Source organism: Streptomyces sp. NBC_00390, from assembly GCF_036057275.1.
Classification (GTDB): Bacteria; Actinomycetota; Actinomycetes; order Streptomycetales; family Streptomycetaceae; genus Streptomyces.
In genome coordinates this window covers 6,681,907-6,696,951 of the sequence record NZ_CP107945.1, presented here as the reverse complement: position 1 = coordinate 6,696,951, position 15,045 = coordinate 6,681,907, and the positions used below count along the sequence as shown (strand labels likewise).

Here is a 15,045-nt window from a genome sequence, read left to right as displayed (position 1 = left end):
GAGCTCTGCCGGGGGACGGCCCCCGGACCCCCGAGGTGACTCCCGGTGAACGTCCTGGTGGTGGACGACGACTTCATGGTCGCCAAACTGCACAGCCGCTATGTGTCCGCGACGGAGGGATTCAGGGTCGTCGGGGTGGCCCACAGCGGCGCGGACGCGCTGCGCGCCGCGGAGCGGCTGCGACCGGATCTCATCCTGCTCGACGTCTATCTGCCCGATATGGACGGGATCAGCGTGCTTCGCGAGCTGCGCGCCGCTGAGGAGCGCGACGAGGACGGCCGGCCGTCGGCCGACGTCCTGTTCATCACGGCCGCGCGGGACGCGGGTACGGTCCGCTCGGCGCTGCGTGCGGGCGCGCTGCACTATCTGATCAAGCCGTTCAACCAGGCGGCGCTGCAGGAGCAGCTTCGCCATGTGGCGTCGCTGCGCGCCCGTCTCGACCAGCTGGAGGAGGCGCGCCAGGAGGACGTCGACCGGATCTTCGGCACCCGGCCGCCGGGCTCACGTGAGCTGCCGAAGGGCCTGGCAGCGCACACGGCGGAGCTGGTGGACCGGATCCTGCGGGAGCACGCCGGTGATCTGTCGGCGTCGGAGTGTGCCGAGGCGGGCTCACTGTCACGGGTGAGCGCACGCCGCTATCTGGAGTACTTCGTGGAAACGGGCCGGGTGAAGGTCACGCTGCGCTACGGAGGCACGGGCCGGCCGGAGCGCCGCTACCGTCTCGTCGGCTGACGCGCGCGCTGCCGGCCCCGGCCGCCGGCGCATGCGACGCAGCGGCGGCGGCGCCACGCTCGTGCACCCGACCCCACGGGCTGCCCATCACGGCCCACGGCGCTCAGCTCCCATGCCGGGCCCGCTGCCTATCCCCCGGCGGGCGGCTCGTGCAGACCGAAAGGCGAGCCCTGGTCGTCGTGGCAGAGCTGGAAGCGGCCGAACCGCGCGACGGTCTCCTCGTCACCGCCCACATCGATGTCGTCGACGGTGCCACCGAGCTCGCGCACGCGTGCGATCGCCGCCGTCATGTCGTCGACCCTGAAGAACAGATACGCCCCGGCGCCCGGGTCCCCGCCGTGCACCCCGCCGGGAACATTGGGCGTCCGGATCACATACCCGCCTCCGTCGGTCGCCCCGGCGTCGAAGGTCCAGCCGAAGAGTCCGGAATAGAAGGTGCGGGCCCGCTCGAAGTCGCCCACGCCCAGTTCGAAGAAGGAGATCTCTCCGGCCATCGCGGGCTCCTGCCATCCGTACGGTCACTGCCGGTCCCACGGTACGACCGCGGTCGCGGCCCTGCATGCGGACGGTGGCTCCGACGGTGGGCACCGCCGCTGATGACGTCTCGGACTGGGTGGTCATGTTCCGCTCACGGCTCCGCACCATCGCCGACGGCTGCCCCGTGACGCTTCCCTCGAGGATCACGAAGCGAGTTGGGTGCGCTGGATGCCTCTCGTTCCCTCAGTCACGTCCCGGGCACCACATCATGATCCGCCGGTCAGCTTCTGCACCTCGGGCGGGAGCTCATTGCCGGAGTACGAAACCACGAACTTTGCTTCTTCGGGTGTGGCCCCGACTGCGATGGCCACCTTCGGCGACACGCCTTCGACGCTGTAGGCAATCTCCTTGGTCGGCGACTCCTCACCCTCGTCCTGGCCGCCGGTGTCATCACAGGGTGGCTGGGTCGCGGTGCCAACCTTCTGGCCGACCGTGAAGTCCACGTTTGCAACATCCTTATAGGTGCGGCCCTGGTAATTGAACTGAACAGCGCAGGACCTCACCCCCTCGGCACTGCTGCTGTCCGTGCATGCGACTGCTGACATCATCACGGCTGCCGCCAGTAGCACGCCTGAACATCGTCCGGCCCAGCTCATAAGGGTGCCCTCTCCAGTAGATGCTCCGGAGACCAAGGACATCTCCATTGCCGAGCGTTCTCATCCTCGTCCAGCACAGGAACGAGTGGTAGATGCAGCGAACCTGGTCGTTGAGCTGACGACCGGCCCGACCGGACCAGGTCTGTCAAACCCCTCGTCAAATCGTCGGTCACCGGCTGGAATCCCCGTCCTCTTCGACGATCTCACCCGTGGCTTCTGCGCCGTCTTCGATGCCTTGACGCAACCCCTCCCGGTGGCCCCTCTCCATGGTGCCGCTCCGCCATCGTTCCGGGCCTGGCTCCGCCAGCCACGCGGCGAAGCCTTCGTTCGGACCGTCGGGCCCGACTGCTCACCGCCGATCGGTGCGCCGACGGAAATTCCCTACCGTGGTGGCCGGGAAGGGCGGAGACTCGTCTCGTGACTGACATGGGATCGTTCCAGGAGGCGGTTACCGCGTGGGCGGCCGGTGGCCCCGGTGACCCCGCGCGCGAGCTGGCCGCACGGCTGCCCGTCCGGGCAGCCGTCCTGCTCGAAGGGCCGAGCGACGTCGCAGCGGTCAGCGCGCTGGCCGCGAGCCGCGGCCGGAACCTGGCGGCCGAAGGAATCTGCCTCCTGTCGATGGGCGGTGCGATGAACGTCGGGCGCTTTGCCCGCCTCCTCGGGCCAGCCGGCCTGGGCCTCCGCCTCACGGGACTGTGCGACGAGGCGGAGCGTCGCTACTACGCCCGCGGCCTGGAGCGGGCCGGTGCGGCACAGCAAGGGTTCTTCGCCTGCGCGGCGGATCTGGAGGACGAGCTCATCCGCGCGCTGGGCGTGACACGGGTGGAGGAGCTCGTCCGGGCGGAGGGCGACCTGCGCGCCCTTCAGACCTTCCTGCGCCAGCCCGCACAGCGGGGCCGCACCTCACAGCAGCAGTTGCGGCGCTTCCTCGGCACGACGAGAGGGCGCAAGATCCGCTACGGCCGCGTCCTCGTCGAGGCCCTCGACCCCGATGGCGTACCAGCCCCACTCGACGGCCTGCTCACCAGCCTCTGACCGCTCGGCGCGTCTCGGCGACGGCCTGAAGTCGGCCCGCTGCGTGCAGTACGTACGGGAGTTCCAGGGCCGCATCACTGACGGCATGAAGAGTTCCGGGACTTCACGGAACAGGCCCGCGGCTTCCGCCTCTGGCAGCAGGTCGGGGGACGGCCCTGGCTCACGGGTGCAGTTCCGCTTTCCGCCGGACCGCCCTTCCGCGATGCACCAGAATTGTGGATGCCGCCGACGCCGCGGCGGCCGGGGCCATCAGCAAGACGGCGTCGTCAACGCAGACGGTTGACCAGCGCGAACGCATCCTCGGTCTTGGGGTGGGTCTGGCCCAGCCGGGTGTGCAGGATCTGGGCACCCCGGCGCGCGAAGTCCGCTGCGGTCGGGTCGTCCAAGTGGTGCAGGACTCGGGCCTGGAACAGCAGGACGTACCCGATGTACAGATGGTCCGACGCGTAACTGGCCTCGCGGATCTGCAGCGCCCGCGAGATCAGCGGCAGGGCCGTGGCGTGGTCGCCGAGGTCGACGTGGACGTTCGCCAGCGCTACCAGGTCGAAGCTCACGTAGGGATCATGCGGCCCGTACGCCGCCTCGTCGATCCGCAGCGCTCGCTCGGCCAGTGGCCGCGCCGCCTCGTGATCGCCGAGAATGCAGAGTATCCGCGCCAGCGTGGCAAGGTCCGTGGCGATGGCGGGACTGTCCGCCGGCAGGCAGGAATCGTGCAGGCGCAGCGCGCGTTCCGCCGGCGGGCGTGCCCTCTCCGGCGCGCCGAGGTCCCGGTGGACCTGCGCCAGGGTGATCAGGTCGAAGCCGACCTCCGCGTCCCGGCCGTCGAGCGACTCGTCGATCGCGAGGGCACGTTCGCACAGGGGCAGCGCGACCGAGCAATCCCCGATCTGGATGAGGAACTCCGACGCCAGCCTCAGTAGCACCGCAGTCTCCGCGGCGCACTCGGCCGGCGGATCGTCCTTGGTCACCGCGATGACGTGCGGGAGCAGCTCCTGCCATCGCGGCCGCGCATCCGGGTCGGCGTGGATGTCCTGCGGCACGGCCGCAAGCAGCGCACGACACAGCCGGACCCGAGCGTCCGTGTGCACCGCGTCCGGCATCGCGGCCCGGACTGCGGCCTGAACCAGACGGTGCAGCACCAGGGACGCGTTCCCGCGCCTCGCGAGTCCCAGACCGGCCAGGGCGCCGACCGTCGTGTCCCATGCCAGCGGGTCGGCTGCGGGTACGTTCAGCAGGTCGGGGCTGCCGGTGAACAAGTCCAGCGGGATCGGCTCCGGCGCCAGCAGGGCACACAGCTCCAGCAGCCGCACCGCCTGGGGCTGCTCCGCCTCCAGCCTCCGCACACTGAGCTGCCACAGGGTCGCGACCACCACCGCAGGCCGGTCGGTCAGCTCGCCCTGCCCGATCATGTCCTCCAGCCGCGACGTCAGCAGAGACAGGTACTCCTCGGGCGCCGTGTGGTTGTAGTCCATGTACCCGACCGCCTGCTCCAACGCCAGCGGCAGATCCCCCAGTTGTCCGGCGATCCGGTCCGCCACCTCCTCGCTCATGCCGGGCACCCGCCGGATCAGCAGCTCCACCGACTCCCGCCTGGTGAACACGTCCAGGTCGATGACGTCGGCTCTGCTCGACCAGCCGCTCACCCTGGTCGTGACGATGACATGGCCGTTGCCCGCCGGACCGCCCGACGGCAGCGCGTGCGTGAGCGTGCCGGGTTTCTCCCCGTTGTCGAAGATGATCAGCCAGGGCCTGCGGTCCTGCAGCTTGCCATACACCCGTGGAATGGCCTGGCCGGAGTTCACCTCCGTCAGTCCCAGCTCGTCGGCCAGCGATACGAACTGCCGCGCCACCAGATCGGGGTGCTCGGCATCCACGAACGCGACGAACCGGTACTTCGACAGGTGGCGGTACGCGTACTCGACCGCGAGCTGGGTCTTGCCGACGCCACCCAGCCCGTGCACGGCCAGCGTCGCGACGTCGTTCATCGAGGTGAGGCGCTGCCGCACCTCCCGCAGTGTGGCGTCACGGCCGGTGAAGTTGGTGTTGCGCGGCGGCAGCCGGTACGCCATGGGCGCGGGCGGGGCCTGCGCACGGTCGCGGCGCGGCGCCTGCCACAGTCCGATCAATGCCATGGGTATCAGGACGAGGAGCACCACCCACGGGTGGACCCGCACAAAGTCGAGCGGCCCCGGCCAACGGCTCTGGCCGGACGCCGCGTTGAAGGCAAGACTGCCGACGAACAGCACGAGCAAACCGGCCACCGCGCTGGCCAGTGTTCGCCACATGGCTCCCTCTTCGGTATGACGGCGACCTTCAACGATCAACAGCCAGCGTGATCTTATCCCAGGAGCCGCACGACCCAAGGGGAATCGACCAACGTCAGCGGACCGGCAGCACGGATGCGACTCTGACCAAAAGGACAGAACCTGGTCGACCGACGCGGCGGCGTCAGCAGTCTCCGCAGCTTCTGATCTGCGGCAGACAGCGCTGTTGATCCTGCGAGTGGGGAGCCGACCGGGGCGACACGAGCCGGCTCCCCATGGACGGCCACGGACGATGGAGCCCCGAACCACGTGGTCACGCGCTTGCGCTCCGCAGTGTTCCTCAGCCCCTCCTTACCGCCTCCTTAAAGGGACCAGACGACCGGCTCAAGCACATCGACCAGCAGATCCGGCAGACCTTCCGCACCCACCCGCAGGCCAACATCATTGAGTCCCTGCCGGGCATGGGTCCGATTCTGGGTGCCGAGTTCATCGTCGCCGCGGGCGACCTGGCCGCCTACCCCGACGCCGGCCACCTCGCATCCGCCGCCGGCCTTGTGCCGGTTCCCAGGGACTCAGGTCGACGCACCGGCAACCTCCACCGCCCCAAGCGCTACAGCCGACGTCTGCGCCGTGTCTTCTACCTGTCCGCCCAGACCAGCATCATCCGCGAAGGCCCCAACCGGGACTACTACTTGAAGAAGCGAGGCGAGGGCTGCAAGCACGTCCAAGCCGTGATCGCCCTCGCCCGCCGGCGCGTCAACGTTCTATGGGCTCTGCTCCGGGACGGAAGGCTTTTCTCCACGCAGCCACCAACCATCCGCCTAGCCTGACAAGGGGCCTCAGTAAGCTGCGGTCGGACCAGGAGGCACAGCCAGTGAGCATTGGACCAGAACGATCAGCCCGCATCGCAGCCATGATCGAATCGGCCCGACCGGTCTGGGAGGCAACGCACGACGCCGACACACTGCAGCAGTGGTTGAAGGACCACGACTGCCACGGGGCCGATGCCGTGTTCGTCACCATGGGCCTCTTGAACTGCGGACTTGCCGAGGCTGGACACATGTTCTTCGCCGCCCCCTGCCGCCAGGGGGAGCGCGAGTTCCACAACCAGGTCATGGACGGCCTCGAGGCCGCCAGCGAAGAGCTCTGACAGCATGAGAGCCGCCCGCAGCTCCCCTTGACTCGGCCATTAAGACTCCACCGACCTGCTGCTACCCGCGCGCGTCACCCCCGAGCTGTGCGGCGGACGGTGTGTGACATGCCGCTGGTGGCGTAATGGGGGTTTGGGCCGTCTGGCGGGATGACGCTGTGTTGCGTCGGATGACGGGCGTAGCCCGGGGAGTGCACACGCTGCGCGAGTGGTCTTTGGGCGGGTCCACCGAGAGGAGCCGGACATGGTCGAGGGTTCTGCAGGGCTGGCCGGACTGCTTGCTGCGGCAGAGGCAAGGATGCCTGTCGAGTCGGCTGAGGCGGTCGCCTTCAAGTTGGCGAGGAGCCTGGACGCCCTATCCGTGTCCTTTCTGATCACTGACTTCACCGGCAACGCCGTCGTGCGTCTGACCAACACCGACGCCGGCGAGGAACGGGAGCACATCAAGTTGCCCGGCACCATCTATGAACAGGTACTGCGCGACCAGCGGGTGTCTGTCCGCCCAGCCCCGGAGACCGACAGGCAGGTCCAGATCGTGGCCCCAGTGACCAACCGCGGGGATGCCATCGGGCTTCTTGAAGTCTTCCTCCCTGCAGCTCCCGAATCCGCAACTGTGCAGACAATCGCCGAAGCGGCCCATGCTCTGGCCTACATCCTCATCGCCAACCGCCGTTTCACCGACCTGTACCAGTGGGGCCGCCGCACCCTCCCGGTGAACCTGGCCGCCGAGATTCAGAACACTCTCCTGCCCGACAGCCTCACCTGCGAAGCACCGCAGTTCACGGTCTCCGGGGAGCTGATCCCCGCCGAAACGATCGCTGGCGACACCTTCGATCACTCCCTCGACCGACACACCCTTCATGTGTCCATCACCGACGCCATGGGCCACAACATCCGTGCCGCCCTCATGGCCACCCTGCTTGTCGGCGCTCTGCGCTGTGCCCGGCGCCGTGGAGCCGACCTGGCCGAACAGGCCCGGCAGGCCCATCAGGCCCTGCTCGACCACGGACTCCTCGGCCCATTGGTCACCGGCCAGCTCTTGCGCATCGACCTGCAGACGGGAAGCGCCGGCTTCGTCAACGCCGGCCACCCCTGGCCCTGGCGCCTGCGCGGGGGACGCCTCGATCACATCACCCCCGAGATCGATCCGCCCTTCGGCGCCCCCCTGCCGCACCCGCACCGCGTCCAATCTCTCCAGTTGCAACCAGGTGACCGCCTCATCCTGGTCACCGATGGCATGCTCGAGCGCAACGCCGCCGCCGAAGAGCTTCCCACCCTGATCAAGGCCACCCGCGATTGGCATCCTCGCGAGACCGTTCACGGGCTTACCCAGGCCGTTCTGCATGCCCAGCAAGGTGTCCTGCACGACGACGCCACCGTGGTCTGCCTGGACTGGCGAGGCACCCAGGACTAGGTGCATGTCTCTATCCCGGCACCTACCGCAGTCTGCAAGTCCGACATCCACTGCTGACATCAACAGCAGCGGATGTCAGCAGTCCCCGGAGGACCGCCAGGACAGCGTCGCCACCGGTCGGCACGTGCGCCCGGACACCCGAGCGAACTTGTAAAGCGGTGGTCAGCAGTCTTGCTGTTCAGGGTCGGAGTCCAGCAACCACACTGGCCGCAGCCGACCAGCAACACGCGCGCGGACCCTAGGCGGCCAGCCCAACAGACCCCAGCGACCGCCCGCCGGCAGTTCGCATCGATGGGCCGCACGCCACTGGGGAGCCACATGGGGAGCCACCCCTGACGACACGAGGTGACTCCCCATGGACGACCACGGACGCTGCTGCGGCGAAATGCGTGGTCGGGCGTGTGCGCTGCGCAGTGTTCCTGAGCCCCTCCTTACCGCCTCCTTAAAGGGACCATAAGGATCGCCATCCCCCCTCTCAGCAGGCGATTTCGCCGTCCCGAGCGGCTAGCTTGCTGCTCGCCGGGGCCGGTTCGAACAGTCGGCGCAGCAGTCATGGGGAGGGTCGCGCCGCCCGCCTCGAACCGGGCCCCTCTCCCCCTCTCTGCCGCTTTGAAGGAGAACGTCACCATGACCGCTCGCCGTAAGGCCTTCACGGTCGCCGCACTCGGACTCGCGCCGCTCGCGCTGGCCGGGCTGGCCACCGCGCCCGCGTCCGCACACGGTTCGATGACGGACCCGGTCAGCCGGGTGTCCGCCTGCTTCGCCGAGGGGCCGGAGAACCCGACGTCGGCGGCGTGCAAGGCGGCGATCGCGGCCAGCGGTACGCAGGCCTTCTACGACTGGAACGAAGTCAACATCGCCAACGCCGCAGGAAATCACGAGCAGTTGATCCCGGACGGCAAGCTGTGCAGCGCCGGGCGGGACAAGTACAAGGGGCTCGATCTGCCGCGCGCCGACTGGCCGTCCTCGCCGATGAGCGCCGGCAACCGTACTTTCACGTACAAGGCGACCGCACCTCACAAGGGGTCCTTCGAGCTGTACCTGACCAAGGACGGCTACGACCCGGCCAAGCCGCTGACGTGGTCGGATCTGGAAGAGAAGCCGTTCGCCAAGGTGACGGACCCCAAGCTGGAGAACGGGGCCTACGTCTTCAACGGCATCGTGCCCAAGAAGTCCGGCCGTCATCTCATCTACTCCATCTGGCAGCGTTCGGACTCGCCCGAGGCCTTCTACACCTGCTCCGACGTGGTGTTCGGCAAGGACAACGGGGGTGGCGCGCCCGCGCCGACCGCCTCCGCGCCCACCGAGGAGGAGATCGAGGAGGGCGCCGAGCAGTCCACGGTCGACCACGAGGGCCACGGTGGCGACGGTCCCGACGACAGCAGCGGCGCAGGCAGCGGCAAGGACGACGCGGCGCAGAGCGGCGAGGGCGGCGGCAACGCGCCCGAGGCGAACGCCGCCGCCGAGCCCGCCGAGGCCGATGGCGCCGGGGCCGGCTCCGCTCCCGCGGCGGGCAGCGACAACCTCGCCGAGACGGGCGGCGACAGCAGTACGCCGTACCTCGCGGTCGGCGGCGCGGCCGCGCTGGCGCTCGGAGCTGCGGCGCTGTTCGGCACGGCCCGTCGCAGGGCCGTATCGGCGAGCGGCGGGCGGCACGCCCGCTGAGGTCGCACGCCGCACAAGGGACTGCCGTCCGCTCCGGGGGGAGCGGACGGCAGTCCCGTCTGTCACCCGTCAGCCGAAGACGGATGCGCACGTGGTGCGCTTGGCGTTCGCCGGGTCAAGGGCGTTGGCCACCTCGTGGTAGGCGATCAGGTCGAAGACGCCGATGGCCAGGTGCTCGGACAGGTCGATCGGGCACAGGTCCTGGAGCAGGACGTTGCGCACGTTCGCCCCGTTCAGATACTGCGAGCGGAACGGTGTGACCACCTCGTCGTAGCGGGTGGCGATGACGGTGTAGCGCACGCCGGGCACGGTGTCGCCGCCTTCGTTGAGTCTGGTCATGAAGGCGGAGCCGGACATCTGATCGGCGAGTCCGGGGGTGTGGGTGCTGATCAGGTCCTCCGCACCGGGGAAGTACGGCAGCAGCTCGGTGAACCCGTTGAGCGTGGTGCCGTGGTTGTTCGGCGCGAGGCCGACCAGGGCGTTCACCTTGGACGCGCCACCCAGGAACTTGAGGTAGTAGCGCGGCATCATGCCGCCCTGGGAGTGGCCGACTATGTCGGTCTTGGCCGCGCCGGTCGAGGCGAGCACCTTGTCGACGAACGCTTTGAGCTGTTCTGCCGACTTGTCGATAGGGCCGAGGCCGTGGAAGAAGGGCACGTTGGGGAGCTGTCCGTAGTCGAGAGAGAAGACGCAATAGCCGCGCTTCACCAGATACGGGGCGAGTACGAGCCAGTTGTCGATGGAGTTCCCGAGCGTTCCGTGTACAAGAACCACGGGGCGCGGGTGGGCGGTGGAGGGCTTGCAGGAGTAGTCGTTCCAGCCACTGCTGGGGGCGGCAGCGGTGGAAGCGGCGGTGGTGGTCGCGGTGGCGGTGGCGGCCGGGGTGACAGCGAGGGCTACGGCCAGCAGCAGGGCTGACAAAGGCCGGAGCGCACGTTTCCAGGGCAGCATCGATCGGTCTCCTTGCGGCTCAAGGGAGTTGCGATGGCTGGATTCGCACATAGATTTGCTGTGCTCACGACAACCTACGGTCGAGTAACCTGCCTTGGGAAGTTACGCGTCGGTAAAGAATTGACTTTTCGTCAATAGCAACAAGGACATCTCCTGATGCCGGGCTTCCGGACGGGGACCCGCTTCCCCGCTCCTTACGCCGCGAGCGATCCCGGCACGATCACCCGCGGCCCGAACCGCGCCCGCGCCCGGTCCGCCACCGCCTCGATCCGGCGCGCCCGCTCGTCCGCCGGGTCGAACGTCAGCTGCCGGGCGGCCTGTTCGGCGGGCGTCAGCCCTTCGGCGCGCAGCGCGAGGCTCCGCACCCGGGCCCGCTGCAGACCCAGCGACTCATGGAGCGCGTACGCCGCGTCGGTGAGCGCCACGGAGTGGGCGGTCGGCTCGCGCAGTGCACGGGTGCGGATGGTCGTGGACCGGTCGGCGTAGCGCACGGTGAGGGTCAGCGACCGGCACACCTGGCGCTCGCCACGCATCCGGGCGCCCAGCTCCCCGGCGATCGAGAGCAGTGCCCTGCGATGGTGCACCTGGTCCAACTCGTCGTGAGGGAATGCCCGTTGGGCGGCGATCGAGGCAGAGACGGCGTTCGGGGCGACCGTCGTACGGTCGATGCCGCGAGCCCGCTCCCACACCTCGCGCCCGGCCCGCGCGCCGATGATCCGCTGGAGCACGGCGAGCGGCGCGGCAGCCACCCGGCCGGCGGAGTCGAGACCGTAGTCGCACAGGGTGCGGGCCGTCGCCCGGCCCACCCCGTCCAGCGCGGCGACCGGCTTGTCGGCCAGGAATCCGACGGCCTCGTCCTCCGTCACCACCATGGTCGTACCGGGCTCGGCGACCTGGGCCGCCATCCTGGCCAGCATCGGCCCCGGACCGGCCCCGACCACACAGTCCACGCCGCAGTGCGCGAGCGCCCGCACCCGCAGCAGCGAGGCGAGTTGGGCGGCGTCCCGCCCGAAGTACCGTTCGGCGCCCCGGACGTCGATGAGCGCGGCGTCGGGCGGCAGCGCCTGCACGACGGGGCTGATGCCCTCGGCAAGACCGAGCAGCGCGGGCAGCAGCGTCTCGGCCCCGTCTGCCGCGGACCCGGACGGCGGAAGCAGAAAGCGTACGCAGAGGATCATCCGGCGCTCCCTGGACTCTGGTGCCACAACTTCCTTCCGGTGGCGGCCTTTTCACCCGGCGGCTGCAGATCCGCCCAGGGGTTGAGCCGGTAGCCCGTGGGCAGTTCGATACGGCGGCCGCTGTCGGACGATGCCTCCGGCTCCGGTTCCGCCGCCGGGGCCGCCAGCCGGGCCGCGACCGCGTCGAGTCCGCCCGTACGCCGCAGCTCCACCAGCTCCGCCAGGTTCCAGGCCGCCGCACCGACCACGCTGAGGCTGCGCGGTCCGCGCCGCTGCACCACCCCGCGTACCAGCAGCAGCCAGGAGTGGAAGACGGTGTGGGCGCACGCGGCGTGGCTGTCGTCGAAGAAGGCCAGGTCGACCAGTCCGGTGCCGTCGTCGAGGGTGGTGAAGATGACCCGCCTGCCGGACCGGATCGGCGGTGTCTGGGTGGCTGCCTTCGCGCCCGCGACCAGCACCGTCTGCCCGTGCGGGGCCGCGCGCAGCCGCTGGGCGCAGACCACTCCCAGCTCGGCCAGGAAAGCGTGGTGATCCCCCATCAGATGACGGGAGGCGTCCATGCCGAGGACGCCCAGCTCGGCGCTGAGGCGTTCCGTGTCCCCCAGGTCGGGCAGTCCGACCGGAGCCGTTTTCCGCCCGTCGCCCAGAGGGAGCTGGCTTCCGTACGCGCCCGGACTCCGCCGGCCGCGGTGGAGTTCGGTCAGGTGCAGCATCAGATCGCGGCGGTTCGCGCCGAAGGCGTCGAGCGCGCCGACCTGGGCGAGCCGTTCGGCGACGGGCCGGCCGGGGTGAGCCCGCTCCCAGAAGTCCCGCAGCGAGGAGTAGGGCTGCCCGGCCTCGATCCGCGCCGCCTCGGCCTCGCTGATGCCATGGACGTCCGCGAGCGCGAGCCGCAGCCCCCAGACATCCCGGCCACCATCAGACACCAGTTCGATTCGATGGGCGACCGCCGACCGGTTCACATCCAGCGGCAGCACCGGAACCCCGCGCCGCCGCGCGTCCGCCAGCAGCAGTCGCTTGGGATACATCCCGGGGTCGTGGGTGAGCAGTCCTGCGTAGAAGGCCGCCGGGTGGTGCGCCTTGAGCCACGCCGACTGATAGGTCGGCACGGCGAAGGCGACCGCGTGCGCCTTGCAGAAGCCGTACGACCCGAAGGCCGCGATGATCTCCCAGGTGCGGGCGATCACTTCGGGCGTGTACCCCCTCGCCTCCGCATGCTGCGCGAACCAGACCTTGATCTTCCCCTGCGACTCGGAGTCGGAGAGTCCGCGCCGCACCCGGTCGGCCTCGTCCCGGCCGCAGCCGGTCATGAGGTTCACCATCTCGATGATCTGCTCGTGGAAGACGACCACCCCGTACGTCTCCTTCAGCGGTCCCTCCAGATCCGGGTGCGGAAAGCGGATCGGCGCACGCCCGTGCCGGGCCTCGATGAAGGGGCGCACCATGTCGGCCGCGACCGGCCCCGGCCGGAACAGCGAGATGTCGACGACCAGATCGTGGAAGGTCTCCGGCTGCAGGCGTCCGACCAGATCCCGCTGGCCCGGCGACTCGATCTGGAAACAGCCCAGCGTCTCGGTCGACTTGATGAGCGCGTACGTGTCCGGGTCGCCCGGCGGTACCTGAGCGGGGTCGTCGAGGTCCACCTCCCGGCCCGTCGCCCGCCGCACCTCGGCGACCGCATGCGCCATCGCCGACTGCATCCGCACCCCCAGGACGTCCAGTTTGAGCAGCCCGAGCTCCTCCACGTCGTCCTTGTCGAACTGCGACATGGGCAGGCTCTCGCCGCTGGTGGGCACCACCGGGGTACGGGCGAGCAGCGAGGCGTCGGAGAGCAGCACTCCGCACGGGTGCATGGCGACGCCGCGGGGCAGTGCGTCCAGCGACTCGACCAGATCCCACAGCCTCCCGTGACCCTTCAGCTCCTTTGCCACATCCCGCAGTTCCGGCAGCTCCTCCAGCGCGGCGCGGGCGTCACGGGCCCTGATGTGCGGGAAGGACTTGGCGATCCGGTCGATGTCGGCGGGGTCCATGGACAGCGCCGCGCCCACGTCCCGTACCGCATGGCGCACCCGGTAGGTCTCCGGCATGGCGACGGTCGCCACCCGCTCCTCGCCGAACCGGCCGATGATCGCGCGGTAGACCTCGATCCGGCGGGCGGACTCCACATCGATGTCGATGTCGGGCAGTACGTGCCGCCGCTTGGACAGGAAGCGTTCCATCAGCAGCCCGTGCTCGACCGGATCGGCATGAGCGATACCGAGGAGATGGTTGACCAGGGACCCCGCCCCGGAGCCACGCGCCGCGACCCGGATGCCCATCTTCCGGGTGTCGTCGACGACTTGGGCGACCGTCAGGAAGTAGGAGGCGAAGCCGTGGTGGGCGATGATGTCCAGCTCGTGGTGCATCCGCTCCCAGTAGGCGCGCCGGCCGTCGTAACCACGCAGCACCATTCCGGCGGCGGCCCGGGAGGCCAGCACCCGCTGGGCACTGCGGTGCTCCGCGCCGACGAGGTACGGCTCCGGGAAGTGGACGGCGCCGATCCCGAGGTCGTCCTCGGGGTCGACCAGACATGCGGCGGCGGTCTCCTCCGTCATGGTGAGCAGCCGGTGCGCGGTGTCTCGCCGCAGGCCCGCGGCCTGGGCGACCCGGTCGGCGAGATGAGCCATCGCGGCCGGGTCCTTGAGCCAGCGCTCGCCGCTGTCGAGCCCCTTGCGCGGGTCGACGGGGACGAGCCGGCGGGCCGCGTCGAGGACATCGGCGACCGGGCCCTGCCCGGCGTCGGCGTACCGGACGGCGTTGGTCAGCACGGCCCGTACACCCTGCTCTGCGGCGAGGCCGAGGGTACGGGCGGCATGCCTCAGCGAGCCGGGGCCGGTGCCCTCGCGGCCGTGGTGCACGACCTCCAGGCACAGCCGGTCGCCGTACCTCTCCCGCCACGGCGCGAGCAGCTTCGCCGCACGGTCGGGCCGGCCCGCGGTCAGCGCCCGGCCGACCTCGGACGACGGGCCGAGCAGCACGGTCAGTCCGTCGCCGTGGTTGTCGGACCAGGGCAGCAGCGGGCTGCCGTCGTCCGCGGCATGGGCGGCGGTGATCATCCGGCACAGCTCGGCCCAGCCCTGGCGGGAGCGGGCGAGAAAGACGGTACGAGGCGCGGATTCGTCGATGAACGCCCCGCCGCGCACCGGGGTGCGCCGCCGCTCGGCGGGCCCCTCCCGGTGCGTACGCTCCGCCACCGCGAGGTCCACCCCGAACAGCGGCCGTACCCCGATGCCCTCCCTGGCGCAGGCCTTGGCGAAGCGGACCGCGCCCGCGAGGGTGTCGCGGTCGGTCAGCGCGAGGGCGTCCATACCCCGCTCGGCGGCGCGCTCGGCAAGCCGTTCCGGGTGGGACGCCCCGTACCGCAGGGAGAACCCGGACACGGTGTGCAGATGCGTGAACCCGGGCACCCGCACCTCCTGGATCAGACCGTTTCACCTCCCCCTGTCTCCACCATAGACCAAGTTTCGAACATTCGTGCGACACC

11 protein-coding genes and 1 pseudogene are annotated in these 15,045 nt (G+C 69.9%); 6 read left to right on the top strand and 6 right to left on the bottom strand.

Annotated features, from left to right (window positions below; all coding sequences use genetic code 11):
• Nucleotides 1–45: 45 nt before the first annotated feature.
• A complete protein-coding gene (locus tag OHS70_RS29620; protein WP_328402355.1) occupies nucleotides 46–732 on the top strand; it encodes a response regulator in 687 nt (228 codons plus the stop codon).
• A 128-nt stretch (nucleotides 733–860) separates the two neighbouring features.
• Here OHS70_RS29620 and OHS70_RS29615 read toward each other — a convergent pair whose 3' ends face one another.
• Nucleotides 861–1,226, bottom strand: a complete 366-nt coding sequence (locus OHS70_RS29615; protein ID WP_328402353.1) for a VOC family protein — start codon at nucleotides 1,224–1,226, stop codon at nucleotides 861–863.
• Nucleotides 1,227–1,475: 249 nt separating this feature from the next.
• Nucleotides 1,476–1,814 (bottom strand): DUF6281 family protein, encoded by a 339-nt coding sequence (locus tag OHS70_RS29610; protein ID WP_328406006.1) that lies wholly within the window; start codon nucleotides 1,812–1,814, stop codon nucleotides 1,476–1,478.
• A gap of 468 nt (nucleotides 1,815–2,282) precedes the next feature.
• Here OHS70_RS29610 and OHS70_RS29605 point away from each other — a divergent pair, with 468 nt between their 5' ends.
• The gene (locus OHS70_RS29605) at nucleotides 2,283–2,900 is read left to right on the top strand and encodes a TOPRIM nucleotidyl transferase/hydrolase domain-containing protein (protein WP_328402351.1); all 618 of its coding nucleotides are present in this window, start codon (nucleotides 2,283–2,285) and stop codon (nucleotides 2,898–2,900) included.
• Between the two features lie 266 nt (nucleotides 2,901–3,166).
• Here OHS70_RS29605 and fxsT read toward each other — a convergent pair whose 3' ends face one another.
• Nucleotides 3,167–5,185 (bottom strand): FxSxx-COOH system tetratricopeptide repeat protein, encoded by a 2,019-nt coding sequence (gene fxsT / locus OHS70_RS29600; RefSeq protein WP_328402349.1) that lies wholly within the window; start codon nucleotides 5,183–5,185, stop codon nucleotides 3,167–3,169.
• Nucleotides 5,186–5,514: 329 nt separating this feature from the next.
• On the opposite strand from fxsT, the pseudogene OHS70_RS29595 reads away from it, so the two are divergent.
• The 4 genes and pseudogenes from OHS70_RS29595 to OHS70_RS29580 all read left to right on the top strand — a co-directional run.
• Nucleotides 5,515–5,994: pseudogene (locus OHS70_RS29595) on the top strand (transposase); the annotation flags it as partial.
• 44 nt (nucleotides 5,995–6,038) lie between these two features.
• Nucleotides 6,039–6,314 carry a hypothetical protein gene (locus OHS70_RS29590; RefSeq protein WP_328402347.1) on the top strand — a complete coding sequence of 92 codons (276 nt, stop codon included), beginning with the start codon at nucleotides 6,039–6,041 and terminating at the stop codon, nucleotides 6,312–6,314.
• Between the two features lie 244 nt (nucleotides 6,315–6,558).
• Nucleotides 6,559–7,728 carry a PP2C family protein-serine/threonine phosphatase gene (locus OHS70_RS29585; RefSeq protein WP_328402345.1) on the top strand — a complete coding sequence of 390 codons (1,170 nt, stop codon included), beginning with the start codon at nucleotides 6,559–6,561 and terminating at the stop codon, nucleotides 7,726–7,728.
• A gap of 627 nt (nucleotides 7,729–8,355) precedes the next feature.
• Nucleotides 8,356–9,393: a lytic polysaccharide monooxygenase auxiliary activity family 9 protein gene (locus OHS70_RS29580; protein WP_328402343.1), complete on the top strand. Its 1,038-nt coding sequence runs from the start codon at nucleotides 8,356–8,358 to the stop codon at nucleotides 9,391–9,393.
• A 69-nt stretch (nucleotides 9,394–9,462) separates the two neighbouring features.
• Here OHS70_RS29580 and OHS70_RS29575 read toward each other — a convergent pair whose 3' ends face one another.
• From OHS70_RS29575 to OHS70_RS29565, 3 genes are all read right to left on the bottom strand, one after another.
• The gene (locus OHS70_RS29575; protein ID WP_328402341.1) at nucleotides 9,463–10,344 is read right to left on the bottom strand and encodes an esterase/lipase family protein; all 882 of its coding nucleotides are present in this window, start codon (nucleotides 10,342–10,344) and stop codon (nucleotides 9,463–9,465) included.
• Nucleotides 10,345–10,538: 194 nt separating this feature from the next.
• Nucleotides 10,539–11,522 (bottom strand): DNA polymerase Y family protein, encoded by a 984-nt coding sequence (locus tag OHS70_RS29570; RefSeq protein ID WP_328402339.1) that lies wholly within the window; start codon nucleotides 11,520–11,522, stop codon nucleotides 10,539–10,541.
• Complete coding sequence (locus tag OHS70_RS29565) at nucleotides 11,519–14,968, bottom strand: DNA polymerase III subunit alpha (protein WP_328402337.1); 3,450 nt, start codon at nucleotides 14,966–14,968, stop codon at nucleotides 11,519–11,521. Before OHS70_RS29565 ends, OHS70_RS29570 begins: the two co-directional genes overlap by 4 nt.
• Nucleotides 14,969–15,045: the final 77 nt, after the last annotated feature.